Consider the following 2,308-nt stretch of genomic DNA (forward strand, 5'->3'; position numbering starts at 1 on the left):
GTAAGCGACGTTCTCAGGCCACGGCGATCCAGGGCATGAGTTCGTCGACGGCGTTGGCTGGATGACCGCTGGCGAGCTTGGCGAGTGTCTGGGCCAACCAAGTGTGTGGATTCACGCCCGAGATTTTGCAGTTCTCGATAAGCGTAGCAATCACCGCCCAGTTGTCGCCGCCCTCATCCGAACCGGCGAAGAGTGCGTTTTTGCGATTGAGGGCCAAAGGCCGGATTGATCGCTCGACGGTGTTGGAATCCAGCTCGACGCGGCCATCGTCGAGGAACAGCGACAGCCCGGTCCAGCGGGTCAAGGCGTAGCGGATAGCGTCGGCGAGCTTGCTCTTGGCGCTGACCTGGCGAAGCCTTGCCTCGAGATAGAGGTGCAGGTCATCGACGACAACGCGGGCCTGTTCAGCGCGCATGGCGCGGCGCTGTTCTGCCGAGGTGCCACGGACCTGCTCTTCGATGGCATAGAGCATGGCGATGCGGCGCAGCACCTCTGCCGCGACCGGGGAGTTCTTGGCCAGTTCGTAGAATCTGCGCCGAACGTGCGACCAGCAGAACGCCAGGCTGAGCTGCTGGCCACGCTTGGCCAGCGCGGGATAACCGCTGTAGCCATCGACCTGTAGGATGCCGGAATAGCTCCCCAGGTGTGCCTGGGCGCGCTCACTCTTGCGATCGGGCGCGTAGACGTAGGCCACCAGTGGTGGATCACCGCCGCCCCACGGCTGGTCGTCGCGGGCATAGGCCCAGAGCTGCCCTGTCTTCGTCCGCCCGCGTCCGGGATCGAGCACGGGGGCGGTGGTCTCGTCAGCAAATAGACGCTGGGATCGTCGCAGCTCTTCGAGAATGCGATCTCGCAAGGGTCGCAGATACCATGCCGCCCGGCCAACCCAGTCAGCCAAGGTCGAGCGGTCGAGCTGGACGCCTTGCCGCGCGTAGATCTGGGCCTGGCGGTAAAGCGGGACATGATCGGCGTACTTGGTGACCAGCACATGCGCGATCAGCGCTTCGGTGGGAATGCCGCCCTCCACGATCCGCGCTGGTGCCGGTGCTTGCACGACCGCGCCTTCGCAGGAGCGGCAACCATAACGCGGGCGGCGCGTGACCAGCACGCGGAAGCTGGTCGGCACGACGTCGAGACGCTCGGCCACGTCCTCACCGATCTGGTGGAGTGTACCACCACAGCAAGGACAGGCCTTCGCTTCAACATCGACGACCTGTTCGATCCGCTCGAGATGTACGGGTAACGCACCGCGGTTGGCCTTGCGCGGCCGCGCGCCTCCAGCCTTGACGATAGCCGCCTCGCGCGCGGCGCGCGCCTGGCCGAGCGCGGTCTCGACATCTTCGAGGCCGAACTCGAGTTGGTCGGGATCGAGTTGCTCGGACTTGCGCCCGAACCGGTGGCGCATGAACGCGTCGATGATCGACTGGAGCCGCTCGATCTCCGCATCGGCCTCGCCCTTGGCGACCGTTACGTCGGCCAGCTTGCGAGACTGCTCGAGCGCAAACGCGCGAAGCGCTTCGATGTCTTCGGGCAGGTCCGCTTCCACCAGCATGAAGGCAGTGAATCAGCGGAAGAACCCTGCGTCAACCGGCAATCTGCGGGGCGATGGGCTTGCGTCCACCGTGCACCCGGCGCCAATCCAGACCTTCCAGCAAAGCCGCCAATTGTGCGGAAGTCAGCCGCATCACGCCGTCCTGGATCGCCGGCCACTTGAAGCCGCCGGACTCTAGCTTCTTGGCCATCAGGCACAGCCCGGTGCCGTCCCACCAGACCAGTTTGACCCGGTCTGACCGCTTGGCCCGGAACACGTAGATCACACCAGAAAAAGGATCGCCGCCATATTCGGCGCCTACCAACGCGGCCAGGGCGTCGGGTCCCTTGCGGAAGTCTACCGGACGCGTTGCCACCATTACGCGCGCGCCAGCGCCTGGTCCGATCATCGTGTTGCCTTGAGCGCTTCGATCACCGCGGCAATCACGCCGGCATCGGCACCACGGCCAATCTTTACCGCCACGCCGTCAATCTCCAACTCGACCGCTGCACCGGTCGAGCGGCGCCGGCGGTGCGGGCGACGCTTGGGTGAAGAAGCCACCGTCACGTCCGCCTCGACTATGGCAGGCACAAATGATGGCGCTTCCGGCTCCGTCGCCGGCAGAACTACGCCCGCCGCCTCGAGTTGCTTCCGCAGATCCCTCCGCCATGCGTATACCTGCGAAGGATCAAGTCCATGCCGGCGAGCAACGGCACTGACACCTTCACCGCCCGAATAGCACTCGGCAACAATCGACGCCTTCACCTCTGGTGGCCA

Annotated in this window: 3 protein-coding genes; all 3 read right to left on the reverse strand. The window is 65.0% G+C overall.

The window, feature by feature from the left end; genetic code table 11:
• Window positions 1-13 precede the first annotated feature (13 nt).
• Entirely contained in the window at window positions 14-1,552 is a 1,539-nt protein-coding gene (locus tag FHW97_RS21895; RefSeq protein ID WP_171799750.1) for an IS66 family transposase, read from the reverse strand.
• Between the two features lie 31 nt (window positions 1,553-1,583).
• On the reverse strand, window positions 1,584-1,910 hold the full coding sequence (tnpB, locus tag FHW97_RS21900; RefSeq protein WP_216647789.1) for an IS66 family insertion sequence element accessory protein TnpB: 327 nt from the start codon (window positions 1,908-1,910) through the stop codon (window positions 1,584-1,586).
• Between the two features lie 26 nt (window positions 1,911-1,936).
• Window positions 1,937-2,308: transposase (locus FHW97_RS21905; RefSeq protein WP_171799752.1), on the reverse strand; the 372-nt coding region annotated here is incomplete at its 5' end.

Source organism: Novosphingobium sp. SG754 (assembly GCF_013149315.1).
Lineage (GTDB): Bacteria > Pseudomonadota > Alphaproteobacteria > Sphingomonadales > Sphingomonadaceae > Novosphingobium > Novosphingobium capsulatum.

Bases quoted from the DNA above. Each gene is read 5' to 3' on its own strand.
- FHW97_RS21895 (WP_171799750.1), bottom strand. From the start codon at position 1,552: ATGCTGGTGGAAGCGGACCTGCCCGAAGACATCGAAGCGCTTCGCGCG.
- tnpB (WP_216647789.1), bottom strand. From the start codon at position 1,910: ATGGTGGCAACGCGTCCGGTAGACTTCCGCAAGGGACCCGACGCCCTG.